This window comes from Edaphobacter flagellatus, from assembly GCF_025264665.1.
GTDB lineage: Bacteria > Acidobacteriota > Terriglobia > Terriglobales > Acidobacteriaceae > Edaphobacter > Edaphobacter flagellatus.
The window spans coordinates 1,999,952-2,017,709 of sequence record NZ_CP073697.1 but is presented as its reverse complement, the minus strand read 5'-3'; the positions used below and the strand labels follow the sequence as shown (position 1 = coordinate 2,017,709).

Here is a 17,758-nt window from a genome sequence, read left to right as displayed (position 1 = left end):
AGCCAGTCCGATCCGATAGCATCGAAACCACTGGCATCGTATGCAGCGCACACCGCCCAAGTCGAAGAAAGTCAACAGCAGCCCATCCAGCGAAAAATCCACTACGTCAGCCGCGCACGATGCCTTAGCGCTCTTTCACCCGATCACCGCCAAGTGGTTTCGCGCTGCCTTCCACCAGCCCACGCGAACGCAGATTGAAGGCTGGCCTGCCATTGCGCGCGGCGACTCCACGCTCATCCTCGCACCGACCGGCACGGGAAAAACACTGACAGCCTTCCTCTGGTGCCTCGATAAGCTGATGCTCCAGCCGGCACCGGACACCAAGCCCGGATGCCGCATTCTCTACATCTCCCCACTCAAAGCGCTCGCCGTCGATGTCGAGCGCAACCTGCGCGCCCCTCTCGCCGAAATCACCAGCACAGCCGCTCAGGAAGGAGTCTCCGTACGAACGCCTGACATCAGCGTCCGCACCGGCGACACGCCGCAGCGCGAGCGCGCAAAGTTTCGCCGCAACCCAGGCGAAATCCTCATCACAACGCCCGAGAGCCTCTATCTGCTCCTCACCTCCGAAGCAAGCGAAGGTCTGCGCTCCGTCGAAACCGTCATCATCGATGAGATTCACGCCCTCGTCCCCACAAAACGCGGAGCGCATCTTGCGCTTTCGCTCGAACGCCTCGAAGCTCTCACAGAGCGGCCTGTTCAACGCATTGGCCTCTCCGCTACACAACGCCCGCTCGAAGAAGTAGCCCGCTTCCTCGGCGGAGCGAATGCCGCGTCAGAGAAATTCAAAAAGCACCTAGAAAAAGTCCCGCAAAGCGCCGAGACCGAAGCAGAAGCCGCAACCATGTTGTTCGAAGCCGCGGGAGATCGGCAGGACAGTCTTCTCGCACGATCCATCCCGTATCGCGCGGTGACCGTCGTCAATGCCGGAGCCAAAAAACTCCTCGAGCTCAAAGTCGAAGTTCCTGTCGAAGACATGGCTCGACTCAGCCGTACCTCTGGTAAGCCTGGAGAACCCAAGCAAACCTCGATCTGGCAGTCCATCTATCCACGCCTGCTTGAGATCATTCGAGAGCGGACCTCAACATTAATCTTCGTCAACGCGCGAAGAACTGCCGAGCGGCTCGCCGGGTCCATCAACGATCTCGCTGGCGAAGCCATCGCGCGGGCGCATCATGGCTCTCTCGCCGCAGCGCAGCGCTCCGAGATCGAAGAGATGTTGAAGGCCGGGCAGATCAAGGCGCTCGTCGCCACATCATCGCTCGAGCTGGGAATCGATATGGGAGCAATCGACCTTGTCATCCAGATCGAATCGCCGCCATCCGTCGCAAGTGGCATGCAGCGCATCGGCCGCGCAGGACACACTGTCGGCGTGCCATCGTCCGGCATCATCTTCCCCAAATATCGCGCCGACCTCGTAGCCTGTGCGGCCGTCACGCGCGCCATGCATGAGGGCCATGTCGAATCGACGCGCTATCTGCGTAACCCGCTGGACGTCCTGGCGCAGCAGATCGTCGCCACCGTCTCACATCCTCCAATCGATGCCCTCGAAGCAGAGAAAAGAAGAGGCCGCGGCGAAAGAGATTCTCCTGGAATCAGCTACGATGCTCTCTTTCGCCTCATCCGCGGCGCTGCTCCATTCGCCCTGCTCAGCCAGATAGTCTTTGACGGCGTCCTCGACATGCTCGCCGGACGCTATCCCTCCGATGAATTCGCAGAGCTGCGTCCTCGCATAACCTGGGATCGCAAAGCCAACTGGATCACGCCAAGATCTGGCGTCAAAAGCATCGCCATCCTCAACGGCGGCACGATTCCCGATCGCGGCTTGTATGGCGTCTTCCTTGCAGGGGAACGAGCAAAGCCCATACGCGTCGGTGAACTCGACGAAGAGATGGTCTTCGAGAGCCGTGCCGGCGAGGTCTTTACCTTAGGCGCATCCAGCTGGCGTATTGAAGAGATTACACACGACCGCGTGCTTGTAACCCCAGCGTCAGGTGAAGCAGGCAAAATGCCGTTCTGGCGTGGCGACAAACCCGGTCGCCCACTCGAATTCGGAAGAATCATCGGCGCACTCGTAAGAGAACTTGGCGAAACACCGCATAATGCAGCGCTTGCAAAGCTGACCTCGGAGCACGATCTCGAACTGGGGGCCGCAGAAAATCTGTTGCAGTATCTGCGCGATCAGAAGAGTGCCGTCGGCATGGTCCCCGATGATCGCGGTATCGTGATCGAACGCGTTCGCGATGAACGCGGCGACTGGCGCGTCTGTGTACTGACGCCTTTTGGCACAAGGATTCACGCTCCCTGGGCGATGGCAGCAGCTGCAAAGCTGCGCAGCAATCGTGGAGTGGAGGTCGAGACGATGTGGGGTGACGACGGATTCGTTATACGCTTTCCCGATACCGATCAGCCGCCCGATACCACCCAGCTGTTGCTTGCTCCCGAAGAAGCGGTTGACCTGGTACTGAATGAGCTGGGTGCCACAGCCATGTTTGCATCCAAATTTCGTGAGAGCGCAGCCCGTGCGCTGCTTCTTCCACGACATCGCGCCAATCGAAGAAGTCCTTTATGGCAACAGAGAAAGCGTGCACACGATCTGCTGGCCGTCGCAAGCCGTTTTGCATCCTTCCCGATCCTGCTCGAAGCCTACCGCGAATGTATGCGTGATGTGTTCGATATTCCCGCGCTGACGGAGATACTGCGCCTTATCGCAACCCAGAGCCTGCAGGTCCACACCGTGGATACGCAAATACCCTCGCCTTTCGCAGCAGCGCTCTTGTTCAGTTACGTCGCCAACTATATCTATGACGGCGACGCGCCGCTTGCCGAACGCCGCGCGCAGGCGCTGGCTATCGACGAGAGCCAGTTGCGCGAGCTGATGGGAGATGCCGATCTCCGCGAGCTGTTGAACACAAACGCCATCGAGCAGGTTGAAGAACAACTGCAGGGACTCGCAGAGGGTTACTGCTCGCGAACTATAGATGGCATTCACGATTTGTTGCTTCGTGTGGGCGATCTCTGCCTTGCAGAATTGCAGCATCGCACCGCCGAAGTAGATTTAGAAAAAGCAATACAGCGTCTGCTGAAGGCAGATCGCATAATAGAAATCACAATCGCAGGTGAGCAGCGCTTTATCGCGATTGAAGACGCAGCCAGATATCGAGATGCTGTCGGAATATCCCTATCGCCGAAACTTCCGGCAACCTTCCTCGCAAAGATCGCAAACCCAACAACAGAGTTGCTGCGTCGCTATGCGAGAACGCACGGACCCTTCACGCTTCACGAGATCGCAGCGCGGTTTGGTCTCCCCGCCGAGACGGCAGAGCCAGTTCTAAATGAACTGGTGCAATCTGGCCGGATCGCCGAGGGAGGCTTTCGCCCTGGCGGCATGCATCGTGAATGGTGTGACAACGAAGTGTTGCGTCTCATACGCCGCAAGAGCCTCGCGCGTCTGCGCAAAGAAGTTGAGCCGGCTGAGCAGGCAACGCTTGCTCGGCTCTTCACGCGTTGGCAGGGAGTCGTGCAGCCTCGTCGCGGATTGGATGCATTACTCGATGTGCTTGAGATCTTGCAGGGAGCGCCGTTACCAGCCTCGATTGTTGAGACCGAGATTCTTCCAGCCCGAATCCTGGGATACAAACCGTCTGATCTGGATACGCTGATCGCTGCAGGTGAAGTCACCTGGATCGGGTTGGAATCTCTCGGCGAGCGGGATGGAAGAATCGCCTTCTATCTCGCAGAAAATCTGCCGCAGCTTCGCTCCCCGCAGATTTATGCGAGCGAAGCGTTGAGTGAACGAGAGGCGGCCATCGTGGACTACGTGCGCGAGCGCGGAGCATCCTTCTTTCAGCAGATCCACGAAGGTGCTGGTGGAGGATATCCCGGTGAAACGCTCAACGCTCTGTGGTCGCTGGTATGGAAGGGCATGCTGACCAACGATGGTATGGCCGCATTGCGTGCTTACTGCGAACGTCCAGAGAGTTCCAGAAAACGAAGGGATCATCAGCAGACAGGCTTCCGTTCGAGGAGGACCACTCCACCGGCAGGGCAGGGAAGATGGACATTGCAGCCCGCAGCATACGCCGAAGCGCAGAATGCAGCGCAGGCAACTGTCTGGCGGCATGCGATTGCACAGCAGTTGCTCGCTCGTTATGGAGTCGTCTTCCGCGAGGCGGCGCAGGCCGAAAATCTTTCCGGAGGCTTCTCCGCGATCTACGATGTGCTGAAAGCGATGGAAGAGAGCGGAAAAGTGCGTCGCGGTTACTTCGCCGCAGATATCGGAGCCACACAATTTGCGTTGCCATCCGCCGTCGATCTGCTGCGTTCTCTGCGCAACAGCGAAGGTCGCATCGAGATCGTACAGCTTGCTGCAACCGATCCAGCGAATCCATATGGCGCTCTGCTGCGTTGGCCGCAGTTCGATGATACGCACACCACGCTGACGCGAAGTGTGGGAGCGCAAGTCATTCTATGGAACGGCGCTCTCGCGGTATACATGCGTCGTGCCAACCCGAATATTCAGGTCTTCCTCCCGGAAGACGAACCACAGCGTTCCAGCGTGGCGAATGCGCTGGCTGCCTTTCTTGTCCGAAGTGCTCAGGACCGCAGCGAAGAGAAGGAGGCGTATGGTTTATTGATTGCGACGATCAATGGGGTTCCTGCCCAGAAGCACTGGATGGCCGACATTCTTTTACACGCGGGATTTTCTATCGGGGCGCGAGGCTTCCATGTGCGCCGCGTGCAGGCGAAGGTGCAGGTGCAGGCTTAGTTCGCTTGAAATGGAATGCGAAGCAGTGCCTCGCACCCGTTCACTCCATCCATGCGGTTGCGCAGTTCGACAACGCCGTTGTGGGCCTCTGCAATCTGTTGTGCCAGCACCAGCCCTATGCCGGTGCCACTCGGCTTCGTTGTGTAGAAGGGAACAAATAGGTTGCCGGAGTTCGTCAGGCCGGGACCGTTGTCAAAAATGGAGATGCAGATCTCGTTTCCCGTATGCTGCCAGCTCATCTCGACGCGCGGCGCATCCTCATTCATGGCATCCGGGCTGAGCGCAGCCTCTGCCGCATTGCGAACCAGATTGATCAGAGCCTGCTCGATCTGGTCCGGATCAAGCATCACCTCAACAGGATCTCCCGGAATGACCTGGACCATCAGACGAACCTCAAGCTGCGCCACCCGATCGATGAGCGACGCCATATCGACCTTGGCGAATCGAGGAGCAGGAAGACCCATCAGCTGCCGATAAGCCTGCAGAAAGCGATTCAGCGACTCCGCGCGATTTTCCACCACTTCGAGCCCACGCTCGAAATCATCGCGTTCTTCGGTCTGCGGTGCCGCGTGAAGGCGCGTGCGCAGGCTCGACGCGATCGATTTAATCGGGGCGAGCGAATTGTTGATCTCATGCCCAAGAACGCGTATCAGGCGCCTCCATGCGACACGTTCCTCTTCACGCAGCGCCGTGCCGACATCGGCCAGCACAAAGAGCGTATGCGGCACGCCGCGCAGGCGAAAGTTCGCACGCTTTACTATCCAGCGTGTCAACTGCTGCTGCTCAGCACCTAACGAAAGAACATCGTCATTGCTGGCATCCAGCAAATAAGCAAGCTTCAACTTCTGCGCTGTGTGACCGAGCGCCTTATTCGTTTCCAGCGAAAATGCACGCTCCGCCGCAACGTTCAGCAGCTTCAATCTTCCTTCAGGATCAAAAGCCAGCACTGGCGACTGCATCGTGTCCATCACACGTTCAACAAGTGCCATTGCCTCCAGTGCGCCGGCTCGCTGAGCTTGCAACATGCTGGCCAGCGCATTGATCTCCAGGGCAAGATCGCCAATAACGTCGTTTCGCCGCGCGCCCCGTGCTCGAAACGAGTAGTCGTCTTCGCGCAGCGAGGCGACAACATTCGCCAGCGTCTGTAGTGGACGCGCAAGCTGCTCCATCAACAGCGACACCGTAAAGGCCCAGCCAAGAGCAAACAGCACCAGCAAGATGACTTGCAAGGCTGCATCCATCTTTAAAACGTGGAGTAGCGTCCAGCACAAGGCAAATCCCGGCACTCCGGCCAGATACAGCCATAGTCGCAGCCGTCGCTCAAAGCTCAGGCGCCTGGCCGAGCGGCCCAGTGGAAGTCGCCTGACGGGCCGCTTCGTGCCCCCTTGTTCAGAGGCCATATTTTTCGATGCGTCGATAGAGTGCTCCACGGCTCAGCCCAAGAGCGTCGGCTGTCTGGCTTACATTGCCGTTTGTGCGTGCCAACGCCTTGCGTATCAGAATAGCCTCTACCGACTCAAGACTCATCTCGTCCAGATTCTGCGCACTGCTCGAGCTGCCACTGCGCTGCATGTGCAGCCCGAGGTCCGCAGGCTCGATATGTTGATGGCGTGCCATCAACACAGCACGTTCAATGGTGTGATCGAGCTCCCGCACATTGCCAGGCCAGGGGTACTGGAGCATCTGCTGCATCGCCGCAGGCTCGAAGTTTTCGATCTTCCTGCGATATCGCTCCGCATAACGTGCAAGAAAATGACCGGCCAGCATGGGGATATCTTCGCGGCGTTCGCGCAGAGGAGGCAGACTGATCTCGACCGTATTTAAACGAAACAATAGATCCTCGCGGAACCTGCCCGCCTCGCACTCTGCCCGCAGATCTGCATTCGTGGCCGACAACATGCGCACGTTCACTTTCTGCGTTTTGGACGAGCCAACCCGCTCCATCTCACCCATCTCCAACACGCGAAGCAGCTTCGCCTGCTGGCGCACGGGGATATTCGCGATCTCATCAAGAAACAGTGTGCCTCCACTGGCCAGCTCGAAGCGTCCGATTCTGTCGGTGCGAGCGTCGGTAAAAGCGCCCTTGACATGGCCAAACAGCTCACTCTCAAACGTGCCTTCAGGAAGCGCCCCTGTATTCACGGCAACGAGCGTGCGGTCTGCGCGTGAAGAAAGCCGATGCAGCGTCTGCGCGACGACTTCCTTGCCCGTTCCATGTTCGCCCGTTATCAATACGTTCGCGTCCGATGGCCCAATCCGCGCCATCGTCTCGACCACCGGTCGCATCGAAGGAGCGGACGCGATGAAATCAGGTGCACCCGGCGCACGCAGAATACGGTTCTCCGCCTCCAGCCACAGCGCCCTGCGCTGGCTTCTGCGCAGCTCCATCTGCGTCCTCAAAACGCTCAGCAGACGTGTATTCTCCCACGGCTTCTGGATGAAATCGCTGGCCCCTCGCCGCATCGCTTCGACGGCGAGATCGATATTGCCCCAGGCCGTCATCACAACAATGGGCAGATGAGGATCAAGCTCTTTCATGCGATCGACCAGTTCAAGACCCTCATGGCCCGACGTGGTATCGCGCGTGTAATTCAAGTCAATCAGGGCGCCGTCGTAGTCTCCCTGCGTCACCGCTTCGACCGCCAACGCAGGCGTGCGCGTCATCTCAAGCTCATAGCCCTCGGGCTTCAGCAGCAACCGAATGGCCTCAAGGATATGCGGCTGATCGTCTGCAACCAGCAATCTGCACGGAGTTTCTGCCTGCCGTGCATCCTTCGTCACTCGTTCTAAAGCCATCTCTGCCTCTTTACTGCTGCCCACTGGGCGCTATACCTGTTCTCGCTGATTCTATCGAAATCTGGTTCGCCTCCAATGTCGTTCCAATCGAGCGGTCCAGCTCTATCTTTGCCTTCTGGTACGCCGTCATTGCCGCAACCAGAGCCGATTCAGCAGCCGATAGATCGCGCCGGGCCGTCAGCGTTTGCAGATTCGATCCCGCCCCCAGCTCTTGCTCCTTCGTCGTAATGTCAAAGGTCTTCTGCGCCAGATCGCGAGCTTTGCGGGCAGAATCGACTCGCGCCTTGCTCTGCTCCAACGCATACTGTGCATTCCGTACCTCAATACGAATCTGTTTCTTCAGTTGCTGCATGCGCAGTTCCGCCTGCCTCGTCTCCAACTCCGATCGATACTGGTCCGACTTCGCCACACGATTACGAATCGGCACGTTCAGCGAGACACCCACGTAGTAGTCCTTCGCTGAATTGTTAAACGCATTGGTTACCGCGCCCGTCCAGTCAAGCGGTGCGGTGGAAGGAAGCCCAGCCGCTGGATTTCTTGGTCCTGCAAGTCCTGTGCCGCCATAGAAAGCTGTCAGGGACACCGTTGGCAATAAGGCATTCCGTGCGGCATTGCGACTGATCTCCCGGTTCTGCAGGTCAATCGACGATTCCGTTAACTCGATCCTATTCTTCAATGCCTGCGCAATGCTGTCCTCCGTCGAGCTGGCCGTACTCCGTGAATCATCTACTGCACTCGAATCGATAGGCTTAACCGGCATAGCTTCCAGAATCGGATCGTCCAGGTTTTTTGTCAGGGCGTTCTTAATCAGTAGTTCCTGGAACTGTAGTGTTGTCTTCGCAATCGTAAGATCCTGTTCGCGATTCGCAACTTCGGCCTCGTCTTTCAGAACGTCCATGGCTGGAATCGCCTGGAGCTCAAGCTGCTTACGTCCGCTGTCCAGCGTCTGTTTTGCAAAATCCAGCGCGCGGCTCTTCACCAGTTCGTCTTCATACGCTGCAACCAGGTCCCAGTACATATCGGCGATCTGGTTGACTGTTGTAATCACCTGCAACTTGAAGGCTTCATCCGAAATCTTCTGGTTGTTCTTTGCAATCCGCAGATAGCGCAAATTCGGTCCAAATCCGAATCCTGCTAATAACTGTTGCTGTACCGCTACGTGATAGTAGGTATTCAACGTGGGATTCAGAAAGCTGCGCGGGCTGTTTGTAGCGGCACGATTATTCTGAAACGTCATCGAAAATGATGTTCCGGTGGGAAACGCCTGCGAGAAATTGACATTCCCATCCGTCGTATTCTGCTGCAGTACCGGCACGCCGTAGATCGAGATGTTCGATAGCGGTTGCGTGTAGTGCTCATTGTCAAACAATCCGGTAACAACCGGATCGAACGACGGCACATTCGTTCCCGCGCCTAACGTCGACTGCACCAGGCCGTTCGCGCCCGAACCCGCTCCACCCGCTCCGCCGGACGTACCGCCGGCCCCCGCTCCGCTTGCACCCGACCCAAATCCTCCAACACCACCGCCCGGAGTGTTCTGCACCACGCCCGTATTCACGCCGCGAAACGGACTGCCCGCGCGCGTGCGCAGAATGTCAGCCTGAGCAATCGGAATGTTATAGCGAGCAATCGCCAGGTCCAGGTTGTTCTCCAGCGCCAGCAAAATGGTGTTCTTCAAACTTAGCTCCAACACACCATCGTGAACGAGCTGATCCAACCGCGGCGTATTCGCCAGGTTCGGCTGTGGCACCAGCGTTGGCCTATATATATCGAATGGATTGTGAGAGTGCGGTACATCCAGTCGCAACACAGGCGCAGCTGGAGCTGCAGGCACGGCAAGCGTCGCATGAGTGGCAGCAGTCTGCGCCTCCGCTACGGTCATCGAAAGAAGGAGCGCCCCAATCAGGGGGAGGGACATCTTCACTGCTTTACCTCCTGCGATGTTGTCTCTGCCAGCCCAGCCGTGTCGGAGTAGACCCATCCATCGCGCAGCTCAATCGTCCGCGTTCCATACGCGGCGTTCGCCTCCGAGTGCGTCACCTGCACAATCATCGTGCCCTCTTCATTCAACTGCCGAAACATCTCCATAATTTCCTTGGCCTGTTTTGATTGCAGATTGCCCGTCGGCTCATCGGCGAGCAGCAGCGCAGGCTTGTGAATCATCGCGCGCGCAATGCCGACAAGCTGTTGCTGTCCGCCCGAAAGCTGATGCGGATACAGATCCTTCTTGCCCACAATATTGAAACGGTCCAGCGTATCGGCCACCAGCGACTGCCGCTCCGTCCGCGGAATGTCTTTATACGAAAGCGGCAGGTCGATATTTTCTGCCACTGTCAGGTCGTCCAGCAGGTGATAGCTCTGGAAGACCATGCCGATTCTTCTGCGAGCCAGGTCAGCGCGTTGCTTGCGATTCATCCGATGCACCGCCTCGCCCTCGAAGTCGAACTCACCGCGCCACTGGTCGTCGAGCATGCCCAGCACATTCAGCAGCGACGACTTGCCCGCACCTGACGGCCCCATGATGGTGACAAACTCCCACGGGCGAATCGTCAATGTAACCCGCCGAAGCACCCATGTCTCCGTGTGGCCAGCTCGATAGCTGCGCTCGATATTTTTCAGTTCAATCATGCTTCCCTCTACTCTGTTCGCAGCGCCTTGACCGGATCGGTCGAGGCGGCTCGTTGCGCTGGAATCAACCCGGCCAGACAGGCTGCAACAGCAAGCACCAGTACGGCTCCGGCAAGCACCGTGGCATCATGCGAGCCAACGTTATACAGCTGCGATTGCACCAGCCGCGCCGACAGCCATGCCACCGGAATTCCAACGGCAAGTCCGATGCCAGCCTGCAGCATCGCCTCGCGCAGCACCATACCAACGACGCTGCTGCGGTTCGCTCCTAGCGCCATGCGCACGCCAATCTCCGGTGTGCGCCGCGCGACCGAATACGCCGTCACGCCATACAGTCCGACCGAAGCCAGCACCAGCGCCAACAATCCGAATAATGTCGTAAGTCGCGCGATCAATCTCTCCTGATTAAACTGCCCACGAATCTGTCCGGCGAATGTGTTGTAGTTCGTCAGCGTCAGGTTCGGATCGATCTTCGCCAACGTATGGCGTATCTGCGACTCCAGCCCCTCAACCTGGCCTTTGGTCTGCAGCATGATCGCTCCGGCATACAGCGAGCGGATATCGTTTTCAGGCTTCGTGTGCGCCACCTGAAGCAGAGGCCGGAAATACATCGCGCGAGTCGGTCTCTTGAGATCGTTGTACTTGATATCCGAGACGACACCGACGATCTCCCAATCACCCGCGCTCTCCATTCCTGACACGCCAAAGTGCGCACCGATCGGGTTTTCACCATGGGTGAAGAATTTCTTTACGAACGTCTCGTTGACAACGACCACGGGGGTGGACGTTGCCGTATCGTGCACCGTAATGCCGCGTCCGCGAATCACGCGATGACCGACGATGTCGAAGAACTCAGGCCCAACCCGCAGCCACGAAGCTCCGATGCTATCGTTCACTCCGGGTTCTGGGCGGCCTTGAATAAAGACACCCTCGCCCCAGTTGTTTCCTTCCAGCGGTGTGTACAGCGACAGGGCAACGCGCTCGACACCGGGCAACGCGTGCAACTCCTGGTCGATGCGGTCATAGAGAGCCTGCAGTTGATCCTGCTTAAATCCTGCGTTCTGCGGGCTGAAGTGAGCAACAACGCGATTTTCTGTCAGTACACCGAAATCCTGATTCTCCAGCTTGTTCAAGCTCTTCGTCATCAATCCCGCGCCAACCAGCAGCACCAGCGAAAGCGCCGCCTGCAGGATGACCAGCGAGCGCTGCACCCATCCCGACCGGTCGCTCGTCGTTCTGTTCGATCCGCGCAGTGCCTCTGCAGGCTGCGAGTGAGATGTCACCCATGCCGGTGCAACTCCGAAGATCAATCCCGTCAGCAGCGACAAGCCAAACGCAAATCCAAGCACAGTCAGCGAGGGGCGCGCATCTATTGGCAGCCCGATCGCATCAGGGAACGCTGAGGTAAGCAGCAGCTTGGTTCCACCATACGCAACTAAGAGTCCAGCGATGCCTCCCAGGCACGACAGCACAACGCTCTCCGTCAGCATCTGCCGGATCAGCCGTGTTCGCTGTGCCCCCAGCGCCATGCGGATCGAGGTCTCTGCTCTTCTCGCCATACCGCGCACCAGCACAAGGTTCGCAATGTTCGCGCATGCAATCAGCAGCACGAGCGCCGACACCGTAATCAGCAGCTTCAGTCCCGTACCAAACTCCTGCTGCATGTTCTCGATTCCTGCGCCGCCCGGCGTCAGTACAACATGCGAGGCCGCAAGATTCTTTGCCATGTCTTGCTTTTTGTAGAGATCAAGCGTCGCAAGATAATTCCGCAGCGACGCACTCATCTTCGCCTGCAGTTGAGCCCTATCCGTACCCGGCTTCACACGGCCAAGAAGATACACCCAGTTCGCTTCACGATGATGCAACAGGCTTGTCGGATAAGCCGGGCCAAGCTGCGGCTCAAGTGCCATCGGGATATAAAAGTTTGGCGGAGAATCCGTAATGCGGTCGCCATAAAATCCCGGAGGCGTAATGCCCAGAATCGTCACCGGATACGTATTCAGGATGAATGTGCTTCCCACAATCGAAGGGTCCGACCCGTACTCACGCTCCCATGTCTGGTAACTCATCACAACGCCCATCGGCGCGCCGATCACATCGTCTGAAGGAGCGATCAACCTTCCCGCATATGGCTTCAGCCCAAACACCTGGAAGTAATTGCCCGTCACCATCTCACCGCTCAACGCCTTCGGCAGATCGCCTTGCCGGTTGCTGCGGGCCGTGATGCCTCCATAGCCGAAGCCCGCCTGCATCGCCGCCAGCTGCTCAAACTCAGGCGTGTTGTCGCGAAGATGCGTATACAACTCCGAGGCAAAGATGGAGTAGTCGTTTCCATCGGGCGTGCCCCCATTCACGCAGCAGTCGTCCCTGTCACCTACGCGCACCAGCATCTTCGGATCGGCGACGGGAAGATTCTTCAGCAGCACCGCATGCACCAGCGTGAAGATTGCCGCATTCGCTCCAATGCCCAGCGCCAGCGTAATAATCGCCGTGGCGGTGAACCCGGGAGCCTTCCGCAGCTGCCGCAACGCAAACTTCACATCCTGAATCAGTCGATTCATCGCACACGTCCCCTTTTGTCGCGCTCTCGTATCTCTCGCGCGTCCGTCGCCTTATGCTGCTCTGCGTATTGCCGGCGCGCTCGTTATGACAGCCACGTCTGGCCGAGCCTTATCAAACAGCGAGCGCATTCCCATGACCGGAACGCTCAGTTCCACGTTGTACTCGCTCAGCCCGACAATCACCGTGAACCCGGGTATCTTCTCCATGCACCCAAGACGCGCGCGCATCCGATTGAACGGATCGGAGACATCGTCCTCCATCACGCGTGTAGTCGTGTGCGCCGCCGTCAGGCGAAACTCTTCGCCGTCCGCTTCATAAAAGATCGCCGCATGGGCGCCCGCGCCAAGCGCCGCAGCCATCAGCGCCGCAGCCGTCAACGCGGGTCGTCCCTGCAGCAGTCGTCTCGTCTCGTCGATCGCTTCTCGTATCATGGCTACACCTCGGCCATCAGCTGGCTCAGCTCCCCTTCTGCCACAACCTTGCCGTCGAACAGGTGGATCTGGCGTTCCGCATGCGCCGCAAAGCGAGGATCGTGCGTCACCATGCAGATCGTCGCGCCTTCGTCATGCAGTTCCTTCAACAGCTTCATCACCGCTTCGCCGTTCTTGGAATCCAGGTTTCCCGTCGGCTCGTCCGCCAGCAGAATCGAAGGCGACCCCGCCAGCGCGCGCGCCACAGCAACACGCTGCTGCTGACCGCCCGAGAGCTGCGCCGGATAGTGCCGCATCCTGTGCGCCATATTCACGCGCTCGAGCGACTCCTGCACCCTCTTCTTTCGCTCCGCCGCAGGCATACCCGTCCTGTACGTCAGCGGCAGCTCAACATTTTCCGCAACGCTCAAATCGCCAATCAGGTTGAAGCTCTGAAAGATGAACCCGATCTCCTGGTTGCGAATCCGCGAGCGGTCGGCGAAGTCGAGGTTGGCAACTTCCTTGCCGTTCAGCCGATAGCGGCCCGACGTCGGAGTATCCAGCAGGCCGATGATCGACAGCAGCGTCGATTTACCGCAGCCCGAAGGACCCGACATCGCCACATACTCTCCGCGCTCAATCTGCATATGCACGCCCGAAAGCGCATGCGTCTCGATCTCATCGGTGTAGAACACCTTGGTCAACTGCTCGATCTCGATAATCTGTTCTGCCATCTGCTCTCTCTCCTTTGTCGTGCTCTCCACTACTCCAGGCGAATCCTGTCTGTGTTGTCCCAACGGCTCATGTCCGAAAGAATTACGGTGTCGCCGGCCTGCAATCCCTCAATCACCTGAATGGCATTCACCGACGCTTTGCCGACCTTCACTGGAACCCGTACCGCTCCCTTACCATCCGAAGTCAGCTTGAACAGGTTGATCGTGCTGTTCTCATTGCCGAACGCAGGCCTGCCCACGTACAGCACATTCGCCAGCCGGTCCAGATCGATCTCGCCGTCTACGCTCAGGTCAGGACGCGCCCCCTGCGGCAACGCGCCTGCCAGTTCTACGTCAACAGTCACCGTTCCGTTCACGACGGCAGGATCAATTCGCATCACCTTGCCCGAAATCACGCCGTTATGCGTGTCGATCTCCGATGGCTGGCCAATCTGGATATCCCGTGCCTGCGTCTCCGCAATCTTCAGGCTGGCCTTCAGCTGGTCCGGCTGAACCACCTTCGCCAGCGTCGTTCCCGGAGCCACATGTTCGCCCACCTGATGCGGCAGGTCTACCAGAACACCGCTGATTCCGGCTCGAACGCTGAGCGCATCCTGCTGCTTCTGTTTCAAAGCCAGCAAAGCCTGCGCCTGCTCAACCTTCGTCTGCTGCACCGCAACCTGCGTTGCAATCGCCTTCTCGTTCACCGTCAGCCGCTGCTTCTCGATATCGGAGCGCGTCGTCAGCTCGTCAGCCTTCCCCTTCGATGCGCTGTACGTCAGGCCGCTGATCACTCCCAGGTCATACAGGCTCTTGTCCGTCTGCGCCTGCAGCTTTGCCTGGTTGTAGTCGGCGTTAACTGTCGCGGCTCCGGCCTTCTGCGTCATCAGGTCGCTGTCCAGCTTCGCTTTCACGTTCATCAGGTCCGTCTGCGCCGCCTTCAACTGCAGCTGTGCATCTAGCAACTCCTGCTGTACGGTTGGATCGACCAGGTCCATCAGGATGGTGTCCGGCTCGACCTTCGCTCCCGGCAGCACGCGAATCCTGACGACCGTCGCCTCCGTCTCCGAAGGAATCAATCGAATCTTGTCCTCGCGCGGAACCAGCGAACCCGGTCCACGAACCTGGCGCAGCAGCGGTCCCTGCTTCACCGTATCGGTCCACACCGTCGCCCTGTCTACCGTGGGAGCAGCCGGTTTCAGCCGCGAAATAGAGAATGCTGCCGCCCCCAGCACCACGACGCCAATGCCTCCGGCAATCAGCTGCCTCTGAAACTTCTTTTTCTTAATATCCGGTCGTTGAATGTCCATGCCGCTCCCTGTAGTTGCATCCACCGTGCCAATGTTTGCTTCGCATTTTCAACAACTTGTAAGGAGCGATTCCCGGTGGACTGTTCACGCCCGAAATGAAGCGTCCATTAGCGGACACTCAGCGTGGCATTCCTCAATACTTGGCGGCCGCGGGAACCGTGCCCCCCGTGGCCAGAAAACCCTGTCAAGCCCCCTCATCGCATAAGTCGCTCAATATAAAAGAGAAATAGTTCCAAAAAAGTGCCGATTTACCCCCTCCAGCCTGCTATCCTTAAAACAAGTCAATAAGGAAGAGGGCCCCGCCGGTCAGGCAGGGCTTTCTCTTTTAGAATCAATATTTTTGCCATTAACCCGAGCAGGATCAATATTTTAGCTTGTGCAAATCGCGTAAGGTATTGAATCAGCTTGGTTTATAAAATAGACCCCGGGGGGAGGGGGTACGTTGCTTGGGTTCGCTGCTGCGTCTGGGGTATAACAGCAGCAACTTCTGAGCACACCGCGCACGATGGCTATCCGTCTTCAGGACATCGCGAACGATCTGAACCTCTCCAAGATGACCATCTCCAAGGTCCTCCGCGGTCAGACCGATGTTAGCGCCGAAACAAAAGCGCGCGTCCTCAAGCGGATGAAGGAGCTCAACTATCGCCCCAACATCTCCGCCCGTGGACTCCGCACCGGACAGACCTACAGCGTCGGCATGGTCGTTCCCAGTCTCGCCAACCCAGCCGTAGCCCTTATGGTGCGAGGCATCAACGAGGTCTTCCGCCCCGCGAGCTACAGTCTCGTCCTCTCTTCCATCGAAGGTGACGATGAGATGGAAGAGCGCGAAACCGAGCTGCATCTCTCACGGCAGGTCGACGCTCTCATCTTCTGTCCGCGAAGCGACGCCTCCGCCGTTCCGCAGGCTCTCACCGAAACAACGGTGCCGGTTATCTATGCAGGCACCGCGCCTCCGCGAGCCGCAGGCTTGAGCGTCGGTCTGCGCGAAGCCGAAGTCGGCAAATTCGCTGCAGAACATCTGCTCGGTCGCCGATGTCGACGCATCGTCTATCTGCGCGGCCCGCGAACAGCCGTTGCCGATCAGCGCTTCGCAGGCTTCCGCGAAGCGCATCGCGATGCTGGTGTCTCCGTCAGGCAGGACTGGATCTTCGAGACGCATCCTGGAGCCTCCGACTATCGCAGCGGCTTCGAGATCATGCAGCGCCTCATCGCATCGCGCGTCCGTCCCGACGGCATCGTTGCCTACACCGACCTTCTGGCTGCTGGCGCGCGCGATGCGGTGATCGCCGCAGCCATCGAGGTTCCAAAGCAGCTTCAGATCATCGGCTGCGGCAACGTAGCCGATCTTTGCGAGACCGGAATTTCGCTCACGAGCATCGACCTCGCGCACGAAGAGATCGGCCGTCGCGTAGCGCGCATGACGCTGAAACGGATTGAAGAGAAAGGCGAGACAGCGCAGCGTAGCGTCACACTCTCGCCAAAAATAGTCGAACGCGCATCCACCCGCGCAAACTAGCTGTTACCTTTGGGAGATCGTATGCCGAAGACGAAGCGAGCCGGCGCAAGATCGTTTGACCTGGTTGTGTTCGGAGAGTTCTTTTCCGACATGATCTTTTATCAGCTGCGAAACCAGCCGCGATTCGGCGAAGAGGTCAAGACCGACAGCTTCCTGATCGCGCCCGGCGGCGGATTGGCGACTGCCGCAATCGCCGCCAGCAGGCTCGGTAGCGTAACCGGAATCGTCACCCGCGTTGGAGCCGATGCCAGTGTGCTCCCTACCTGGAACGAGATTCTGAACGAAGGCCTCGACGTCACCGCCTGCGAGGTCCGCAAAGATCAGCCCACCGCGCTGACAGTATCGATCGCGTATCACTCCAACAAGATGATGGTGACGCACGAACCCATCAATCAACGGCTGGAAGAGCTGCTGACGCATAAGCCTGTGCGTGACAAACTCCACCGCGCTCGCCACGTCCATCTCGCATGCGCTCTGCGCCAGCCGCGCAAATGGATTCCTGTGCTGAAAGAGCTGCGCGAAGATGGCATCACGCTCTCCGCTGACTTTGGATGGAACCCCGATCTCTCCGCATCGCAGCTTCTTTCCATCGTCCGGCATTGCGAATTCATCTTTCCCAACGAGCACGAGGCAAAGGCGATCACGGGCGCAAGCGATGCGATGCGCGCTCTGGAAAAGCTGCAGGACTGGGTTCGCGTTCCAGTCATCAAGCTGGATAAGCGCGGCGCGATGCTGATGGCTGATGGCAAACTGTATCGCCAGCCTGCTTTGCCCATCGCGGTCGTCGATGCAACGGGCGCAGGCGATGCCTTCGATGGAGGCTTCCTGCACGCGTTTCTTCACGGAGCCGATTGGAACGAATGTCTGCGCGCAGGCAACATCTGTGGCAGTTTGTCGGCCTCGCAGCCTGGTGGATCGCAAGGCTTGCCCGATGCCAAGGAATATCGCCGCCATCTTACTGCGATGATGCAGGCAGGTGAAAAAAAGCGAAACAGAATGTAAAAATCTGTTGACAGAGCAGCCATGAGCGTCATACGGTACCTGTACGTTACCGA

Annotated in this window: 11 protein-coding genes; 3 read left to right on the top strand and 8 right to left on the bottom strand. The window is 58.3% G+C overall.

What is annotated here, in order from left to right; genetic code table 11:
* The first annotated feature begins 40 nt into the window (after nt 1-40).
* Nucleotides 41-4,768, top strand: coding sequence for an Lhr family helicase (locus KFE13_RS08430; RefSeq protein WP_260706722.1), 4,728 nt, complete (start codon nt 41-43; stop codon nt 4,766-4,768).
* On the opposite strand, the gene KFE13_RS08425 is transcribed toward KFE13_RS08430, so the two are convergent.
* The 8 genes from KFE13_RS08425 to KFE13_RS08390 form a co-directional block, all read right to left on the bottom strand.
* Nucleotides 4,765-5,997, bottom strand: a complete 1,233-nt coding sequence (locus KFE13_RS08425; RefSeq protein ID WP_260706721.1) for a sensor histidine kinase — start codon at nt 5,995-5,997, stop codon at nt 4,765-4,767. The genes KFE13_RS08430 and KFE13_RS08425 overlap by 4 nt on opposite strands.
* A 160-nt stretch (nt 5,998-6,157) precedes the next feature.
* Nucleotides 6,158-7,564, bottom strand: a complete 1,407-nt coding sequence (locus KFE13_RS08420) for a sigma-54-dependent transcriptional regulator (RefSeq protein WP_260706720.1) — start codon at nt 7,562-7,564, stop codon at nt 6,158-6,160.
* A 10-nt stretch (nt 7,565-7,574) separates the two neighbouring features.
* Complete coding sequence (locus KFE13_RS08415) at nt 7,575-9,482, bottom strand: TolC family protein (RefSeq protein ID WP_260706930.1); 1,908 nt, start codon at nt 9,480-9,482, stop codon at nt 7,575-7,577.
* Between the two features lie 2 nt (nt 9,483-9,484).
* Nucleotides 9,485-10,192, bottom strand: coding sequence for an ABC transporter ATP-binding protein (locus KFE13_RS08410; protein WP_260706719.1), 708 nt, complete (start codon nt 10,190-10,192; stop codon nt 9,485-9,487).
* A gap of 8 nt (nt 10,193-10,200) precedes the next feature.
* On the bottom strand, nt 10,201-12,753 hold the full coding sequence (locus KFE13_RS08405) for an ABC transporter permease (RefSeq protein WP_260706718.1): 2,553 nt from the start codon (nt 12,751-12,753) through the stop codon (nt 10,201-10,203).
* A 51-nt stretch (nt 12,754-12,804) separates the two neighbouring features.
* Entirely contained in the window at nt 12,805-13,185 is a 381-nt protein-coding gene (locus KFE13_RS08400) for a hypothetical protein (protein ID WP_260706717.1), read from the bottom strand.
* A 2-nt stretch (nt 13,186-13,187) separates the two neighbouring features.
* The gene (locus KFE13_RS08395) at nt 13,188-13,898 is read right to left on the bottom strand and encodes an ABC transporter ATP-binding protein (RefSeq protein ID WP_260706716.1); all 711 of its coding nucleotides are present in this window, start codon (nt 13,896-13,898) and stop codon (nt 13,188-13,190) included.
* Between the two features lie 29 nt (nt 13,899-13,927).
* The gene (locus KFE13_RS08390) at nt 13,928-15,187 is read right to left on the bottom strand and encodes an efflux RND transporter periplasmic adaptor subunit (RefSeq protein ID WP_260706715.1); all 1,260 of its coding nucleotides are present in this window, start codon (nt 15,185-15,187) and stop codon (nt 13,928-13,930) included.
* A gap of 505 nt (nt 15,188-15,692) precedes the next feature.
* Between KFE13_RS08390 and KFE13_RS08385 the strand changes: the two genes are divergently transcribed.
* Both KFE13_RS08385 and KFE13_RS08380 read left to right on the top strand, forming a co-directional pair.
* On the top strand, nt 15,693-16,703 hold the full coding sequence (locus KFE13_RS08385; RefSeq protein WP_260706714.1) for a LacI family DNA-binding transcriptional regulator: 1,011 nt from the start codon (nt 15,693-15,695) through the stop codon (nt 16,701-16,703).
* Between the two features lie 21 nt (nt 16,704-16,724).
* Nucleotides 16,725-17,705, top strand: coding sequence for a carbohydrate kinase family protein (locus KFE13_RS08380; protein ID WP_260706713.1), 981 nt, complete (start codon nt 16,725-16,727; stop codon nt 17,703-17,705).
* The last annotated feature ends 53 nt before the right edge of the window (nt 17,706-17,758 follow it).

Bases quoted from the DNA above. Each gene is read 5' to 3' on its own strand.
- KFE13_RS08380 (WP_260706713.1), top strand. From the start codon at position 16,725: ATGCCGAAGACGAAGCGAGCCGGCGCAAGATCGTTTGACCTGGTTGTG.
- KFE13_RS08395 (WP_260706716.1), bottom strand. From the start codon at position 13,898: ATGGCAGAACAGATTATCGAGATCGAGCAGTTGACCAAGGTGTTCTAC.
- KFE13_RS08420 (WP_260706720.1), bottom strand. From the start codon at position 7,564: ATGGCTTTAGAACGAGTGACGAAGGATGCACGGCAGGCAGAAACTCCG.
- KFE13_RS08410 (WP_260706719.1), bottom strand. From the start codon at position 10,192: ATGATTGAACTGAAAAATATCGAGCGCAGCTATCGAGCTGGCCACACG.
- KFE13_RS08405 (WP_260706718.1), bottom strand. From the start codon at position 12,753: ATGAATCGACTGATTCAGGATGTGAAGTTTGCGTTGCGGCAGCTGCGG.
- KFE13_RS08430 (WP_260706722.1), top strand. From the start codon at position 41: ATGCAGCGCACACCGCCCAAGTCGAAGAAAGTCAACAGCAGCCCATCC.
- KFE13_RS08390 (WP_260706715.1), bottom strand. From the start codon at position 15,187: ATGGACATTCAACGACCGGATATTAAGAAAAAGAAGTTTCAGAGGCAG.
- KFE13_RS08400 (WP_260706717.1), bottom strand. From the start codon at position 13,185: ATGATACGAGAAGCGATCGACGAGACGAGACGACTGCTGCAGGGACGA.
- KFE13_RS08415 (WP_260706930.1), bottom strand. From the start codon at position 9,482: ATGTCCCTCCCCCTGATTGGGGCGCTCCTTCTTTCGATGACCGTAGCG.
- KFE13_RS08385 (WP_260706714.1), top strand. From the start codon at position 15,693: ATGGCTATCCGTCTTCAGGACATCGCGAACGATCTGAACCTCTCCAAG.